Genomic DNA, 5,731 nt, shown 5'->3' on the forward strand with positions numbered 1-5,731 from the left:
CCAGCCACACCAAGATCATCTCACCTGTGACCAGCAGTTACGGGACAAGCCTTAGATTCGGGCCGCCGACGGCCGTCGCCCCGGCGCCAACTCCACGCCGCCGGCCGCCGCGCAGGCCGACGGTGGCGACGTTCAGGCGGAGCTTGCCGCGGAAGACGCGGGTCGTGCGAACCGCCCCGACGGCGTCCGGCGGCCGTGCCCACGCTCCGTCGGCGGTCAGCTCGTTGTCGTACAGCGGCTCCAGACCGCGGCGGACCACGGTCACCCGGTCCACCAGATGCTCCGCCTCGATGACCGCGAGCGCGTCCAGCAGCCCGGCTGCGCAGGCGTCCTGGTTATCCCAGCCGACGTACCGGCCTTCCGGGCCGAAGAACCGCTCCAGGACGGCGGCCTGGCTGTCCGCGTCCGACACGGCGATGACCACCAGCTCGATCCGGTGGCCCGCCGCCCGGTACACCCGCGACACCGCCCGAGTCTCCTCCACGTTGGCCAAGGCCGTCTCGACGACAGCGTCCAGGCCCCGAGCCCGGCACCCACCCGCCCGGCCCGGCCCGAGGCTCTCCCGAGCGTTCTGACCGCGCGGCAGGAGTCCGACGGCGCCGGGGTTGTCGGTCCCCGGTGTTAGCGTCGCCACCATGGCAAACCGTTCATATCTCTACTCCGCGGACTCGATGCCGAACGAGGCGGAGATCCCCAAGCGGATCCGATGCATATCCGAGCACAACTGGGACATCCCGCTCGCGCACAAGCTCATGGTGGGGCGCGGGATGACGATCGTCCCGTCCATGATCTGGAACCCTCCGATCGGCATCGCCGCGGACTACGCCGACGGGGCGGCCCTGTTGTGCGACCTCCTGCGCGCGGTAGGCAAGGGCCTGGAGGACGACGCCGAGTTCGCCGAATGCGTTGCCAGGACCACGGCCCACCTTGAGAAGCAGCAGGCGAAGTACTTCATCCTTGAGAGCGGGGAGATCGTCTCGGTGTCGGGCGACGATCCGGCGGCGAGCGTTCGACGTCTGGCGTCCGAGGACATCCCCGACGCCGTCACCAAGGCCGAGGCGGCGATCGCAGGCCAGCACGACGACTGGCTGGCCTCGGTCCGAGCCGACTGGCAGAGGCACTTCGCGTCCTTCTACAGCGAGGCGCTCTACTTCTCGTTCCCCGACTGACGGGGCCTGCGGCGCGGTGCCGGGTGGCGGCGCTCCCAGTGGCTCCGCGCGGCGCTCCTGTGCTGGTTGGTCTCCCGGATTGCCGGGTTGAGTGTGGTTCATGCCCCGCGCCAAGTTGGGGTGGATTCGGCGGTGAGTCTGCGGGTCATGAGGTTGATCATCGCGAGGTGGATCATGCCGCGACCCTCGGTATCGACATGGAGATCACTGCCCGCAAGCCCGGGACCAGGGGCTTCACCCCCATACCCAAACGGTGGGCAGTCGAGCGCACCTACGGCTGACTCATGCTCCACCGTCGCTTGGCCCGCGACTACGAAACCCTGCCACCCGCTCCGAAGCCGTGATCCACATCGCCATGACAGACCTCATGGCCCGCCGACTCACCAGCGAAAACACGATCTCCTGGCGCGACCCGACGCCAGCGCACCAAAGCCGCATACCGGGATGAAACAACAGGATAAAACGACCTCTCAGAGGTTGTTGGGGCTCAGCAGCGTGGCGGCCGCGGCGATGAACGCGACGGACGCTTCCTTGGCCGCATGCCGCATGCCGCATGCCGCATGCCGCATGCCGCATGCCGCATGCCGCCGGGCGTCCAGCTCGGTTCGGTCGATGGCCTTGCGCAGCGCGTACGTGGCATCTGCGGCATGCTGGGCGGCGCCGGCAAGCTCGGGGACCAGGACCAGGACCTGGAGGCGGATGTGCGGCGCGGTGATTGCCGCGCGGGTGTCGTGGGACCTCGTCTGGGCCTCCAGTTGGTGCTCGGTGCCTGCCTCGGCCAGGGCCAGACGCTCCCGATGGAACATTGCCGAGCGGTGCGCGTCCAGGGCGGCCGCGAAGTCGGTGACGGCGCCGAGTTGATCCTGGCGGTTGCTGTCGGCGCGCTCCTCGGCGCGTGCGGTGCGTGCCGAACGGTGCTGGAGGAGACCGGCGGTCAGGGCACCGGCGAGGGTACCGAGTACGGCAACGATCGAAGTCCATATGGACATCAGGTGTTGGGTCCTCTCGGGTAGTCGGTCTCGGTGAGTGAGTCCGACGGGCAGCCAGGTATGCGGCGGCGCATTCGGTGGTGGGGTTGCGTCTGTGGCGCTCTGGATCTACCAGGGCGGTCAGTCTGCCCTTAGGTCAGCGATCGGGTGTCAGGGCCATGATCACTTGTTCCGAGTCGATCGACACACGAGACGGCCAGAAGCAAGTACCGGCGCGCTCCCAGAACTCAGCAACATGGTTCGTGTCGCTGACGGAGCGTTCCCCGCGGTGACCAACAAACGTTTCTGGCTCCCGGCGGCAAACCCAGCGCATCCGAACAAAACTGAGATGGGTGTAGCTCTTCCGCAACAGGTCAAAGGTGCCGCTGGCCACTGATCGGTGCCGAGGGGTGACGGGGAGAACTTCAAGGCCATTGGCAGAGGGAGCGCAATGATTCGCTGTTCACCGAAATTCTGAGCCATGCTGGGAGCATGAACGAGCTGAATTCCGGGACGCCTGCCGACGGGCGCGCGCCCGCCGCGCTCCTTGCCGCCCTCGCCGCGGCCCTCGCCGACGAAACACGGGCCGCCATCTGCATGACGCTGCTGGAGGGGCGCGCCTGGACGGCGGGCGAGCTGGCCCGGATCACCGCGGTCACGCCGTCCACCATCAGCGGCCACCTGTCCCGGCTGCTGGAGGCGGGCATCTGCGTGATCGAGCGGCAGGGCCGCCACAGTTACGTGCGGATCGCCGACGCCGCGACCGCCCGCCTCGTCGACGAACTCGCCTCGTACGCGATCCCGGACCGGGATGCGGCGCACGCGGTACCCGTGGTCACCGCACCGGACCCGCTGGTTCGCGCCCGTACCTGCTACGACCACTTCGCGGGGCGGTTGGGCCTGGCGGTGACCGACGCTATGGAGCAGCTTGGCCTGCTCCGCACCGAGGGCGCCTTCGAGCTGACGGAGGCCGGTCGGGCCTGGTACACCGAGGCCGGGATCAGCCTCGCCCAGGAGGGGCGCAGGCCGCCGGCGAGTTCCTGCCTGGACTGGACCGAGCGGCGTCGCCACCTGGGCGGCGTCGCCGGGGCACGGCTGTGCGCACGGGCGCTGGGTGAAAAGTGGGTGGTGCGACCGGCAGGCGGCGGGCGGGCGCTGGAGGTGACCGGGGCCGGGGAGCGGGCCTTCGGCCACCTGCTGGGCCTCGCTCCGGATGCGTGGAGCTGAGCCCGGGGCGGCTAACGCACCGTCGGACTCCGATAAATATTTCGGTGAACACCGAAGTGTTTTGCCATAGGGTGGGGGCATGACGTTCCGCTCGAGTCCGATCCCGCCCGGTGTCCTCACGGTCGGCGCCATCTCCTTCACTGTGCTCGCCTGGGCCTCCGCCTTCGTCTCCATCCGCAGTGCGGGCTCCGCCTATTCGCCCGGGGCCCTGGCCCTGGGCCGGTTGCTGGCCGCCTCGCTGGTGCTCGCCGTCCTCCTCCTGGTCCGCCGCCAGGGCCTGCCGCCCCGCGAGGCCTGGCGCGGAATCCTGGTCTCCGGGGTGGTGTGGTTCTGCGGCTACACGGTGGCGTTGAACTGGGGTGAACGTCTGGTCGACGCGGGTACGGCGTCCCTGCTCGTGAACACGGGGCCGATCCTCATGGCACTTCTCGCGGCCCGCCTCCTCGGTGAGGCGCTGCCGCAGCGCCTGTTGGCGGGCATGGCCGTCTCCTTCGCCGGAGCCGTGGTCGTGGGCCTGTCCATGTCGTCCGGTGACGGCGGCACCACCTCAGTGCTCGGGGTCGCACTCTGCCTGCTCGCGGCCGTGGCCTATGCGACCGGCGTCATCGCGCAGAAGCCCGCACTCTCCTACGGCACACCCCTGCAGATCACCGCCTACAGCTGCCTGACGGGAGCCGTGGTCTGCCTGCCCTTCGCGGGGCAGCTTGCCGCGGAACTGCCGAAGGCCCCGGCGTCCGCCACGCTGAACATGGTCTACCTGGGCGTGGTCCCGACCGCCCTCGCCTTCACCACGTGGACCTACGCCTTGGCGCGCATGCCCGCCGGCAGGCTGGGCGCGACGACCTATGCCGTCCCGGCCATCGTCGTCCTGCTGAGCTGGGTCCTGTTGGGTGAAGTACCCGCCTGGCTGAGCCTGCTCGGCGGAGTGCTCTGCCTGGCCGGAGTGGCCGTGTCCCGGTACGGTCCGCGCCCCGCGCGGACCGCCGCCAGCGGCAGCCGACTTCCCGCGGGCCGGACATGAAGAGAGCTCAGCCCTTCCCTCCAGAAGAGCCGCATCCTTCTCCGTTTCCTGGGGCTCCGCCCCGGACCCCGCGCGGCGGCAGCGCACCCGGAACACGGACGGTGGCCGAACGGCCGATGCGGTGCGCAGGCAGGGTGCGGCAACCTCTACAGGTTGCCCCGTCCCGTACCTCCCCCCGAAGGGAAGCGTCACAGCGACCTGCCTGAACTCCGCGGATTCGCCACTGGCCTACGCAAGGACTGGGACGTCAGGGCGCACCCGAACGCCGGCCGTGAGGTCGTCTTCACACATGAGGGCGTCGTACTGGGGGTGGGCCTTCTTGTAGAGGTCGCGGCCGATCAGCACCGCCCCGCCCCGGCGGGCGAGAACCGCCAGCAGGAGGCCGCATAGCCGGGACTTGCCGCCCATGTTCTGCGAGTGCCGGTGCCGGCTGCTGGCCGCGACGAACTCCTCCCACGTCAGGTCCCCGGGCAGCCCGTTCGCCCCGACCTGCTTCCAGGAGTCGTTCCACTCGTCGAACGGGATTCCGTCCTGGACCTTGTGGCGGGCGAGCCCGAACATCCACGACACCAGCCGGCGCCGCCAGTCGACCCGCTGCCACTCCTCCGGATCGCTCCCCGCGAAGTCGCGGTACGCGGGCAGCTGGACGTCGACGACGTCGTCCAAGTCCAGGCGCATCTCCGCGAACGCCTGCCCGGTGCGGCGGATGTCCCGCTCGTCGTACGTCCAGCGCGCCTTGTACTTGTAACCGGCAGACCTGGACTGGCCGCTGGAGCGCTGCTGCTCCTGCCGGGCCCTGACCAAGGTGTGCCATCCAGAGCGGGCCTCTGATATTCGCCGTCGATCCACCGCACGGTCGAGCGTTCGGTGAGGGGCAGGCCGGCCATGTGGTGGGCGATGTCGACGGAGTACCGGTAGTCGTCACCCGAAGTCAGGGCCCGGAGGCGGCCGATATCGGCAGTGACCTTGCCAGTGGCCTCCTCGGACAGCGAAACGACTACACCCCCCGGAGCTAGCAGAGTATTTCCGTCGATCAACGGCTCTGCGCGACGACTTCCCGCCATTATTCGATCAGGTGATCGATAACACCCCCGCCCCCGCCTAGGCTGCCGATGCCTTGATCGGCTAGCAATAGGGGGTAACTGCAGTGAGATTAGGCCGAGTTACGACAGCGACTCTCGGTCTCGCTGCTGTCATGGCGGCGACGCTGTCTTCGAATGCGGTTGCGGCTGACAAAGCGTCAGCTACATGGGTCTGGGCCAGGTCGGCGGAGCAACCTGAGCCTGCGGCACTAAGGGCTGTCCCGTAATCCCCGGCGGGCGCACGACGCCAGCTACGGCACCTCG

Annotated in this window: 6 protein-coding genes and 1 pseudogene; 4 read left to right on the top strand and 3 right to left on the bottom strand. The window is 69.1% G+C overall.

Annotated features, from left to right (window positions below; translation table 11 throughout):
- Positions 1-37 precede the first annotated feature (37 nt).
- Positions 38-637, bottom strand: a complete 600-nt coding sequence (locus ACFWBF_RS36985) for a zeta toxin family protein (RefSeq protein ID WP_385609222.1) — start codon at positions 635-637, stop codon at positions 38-40.
- Between ACFWBF_RS36985 and ACFWBF_RS36990 the strand changes: the two genes are divergently transcribed.
- Together ACFWBF_RS36990 and ACFWBF_RS36995 are read left to right on the top strand one after the other, a co-directional pair.
- A complete protein-coding gene (locus ACFWBF_RS36990) occupies positions 636-1,169 on the top strand; it encodes a hypothetical protein (RefSeq protein ID WP_385609223.1) in 534 nt (177 codons plus the stop codon). The genes ACFWBF_RS36985 and ACFWBF_RS36990 overlap by 2 nt on opposite strands.
- Positions 1,170-1,336: 167 nt before the next feature.
- Positions 1,337-1,617, top strand: a pseudogene (locus tag ACFWBF_RS36995) (transposase); the annotation flags it as partial.
- A 22-nt stretch (positions 1,618-1,639) separates the two neighbouring features.
- On the opposite strand, the gene ACFWBF_RS37000 reads toward ACFWBF_RS36995, so the two are convergent.
- Positions 1,640-2,158 carry a hypothetical protein gene (locus ACFWBF_RS37000; RefSeq protein ID WP_385609224.1) on the bottom strand — a complete coding sequence of 173 codons (519 nt, stop codon included), beginning with the start codon at positions 2,156-2,158 and terminating at the stop codon, positions 1,640-1,642.
- Between the two features lie 471 nt (positions 2,159-2,629).
- Here ACFWBF_RS37000 and ACFWBF_RS37005 point away from each other — a divergent pair, with 471 nt between their 5' ends.
- Entirely contained in the window at positions 2,630-3,364 is a 735-nt protein-coding gene (locus tag ACFWBF_RS37005) for an ArsR/SmtB family transcription factor (protein WP_385609225.1), read from the top strand.
- Positions 3,365-3,443: 79 nt separating this feature from the next.
- Complete coding sequence (locus tag ACFWBF_RS37010; protein WP_385609226.1) at positions 3,444-4,385, top strand: DMT family transporter; 942 nt, start codon at positions 3,444-3,446, stop codon at positions 4,383-4,385.
- 228 nt (positions 4,386-4,613) lie between these two features.
- Here the strand turns inward: ACFWBF_RS37010 and ACFWBF_RS37015 are convergent, their stop codons facing one another.
- Positions 4,614-5,189, bottom strand: coding sequence for a zeta toxin family protein (locus ACFWBF_RS37015; protein WP_385609227.1), 576 nt, complete (start codon positions 5,187-5,189; stop codon positions 4,614-4,616).
- Between the last annotated feature and the right edge of the window lie 542 nt (positions 5,190-5,731).

The organism is Streptomyces sp. NPDC060028 (assembly GCF_042736725.1).
Taxonomy (GTDB): Bacteria; Actinomycetota; Actinomycetes; order Streptomycetales; family Streptomycetaceae; genus Streptomyces.

Coding starts and splice junctions, on each gene's coding strand:
- ACFWBF_RS36990 (WP_385609223.1), top strand. CDS start 636: ATGGCAAACCGTTCATATCTCTACTCCGCGGACTCGATGCCGAACGAG.
- ACFWBF_RS36985 (WP_385609222.1), bottom strand. CDS start 637: ATGGTGGCGACGCTAACACCGGGGACCGACAACCCCGGCGCCGTCGGA.
- ACFWBF_RS37000 (WP_385609224.1), bottom strand. CDS start 2,158: ATGTCCATATGGACTTCGATCGTTGCCGTACTCGGTACCCTCGCCGGT.
- ACFWBF_RS37005 (WP_385609225.1), top strand. CDS start 2,630: ATGAACGAGCTGAATTCCGGGACGCCTGCCGACGGGCGCGCGCCCGCC.
- ACFWBF_RS37010 (WP_385609226.1), top strand. CDS start 3,444: ATGACGTTCCGCTCGAGTCCGATCCCGCCCGGTGTCCTCACGGTCGGC.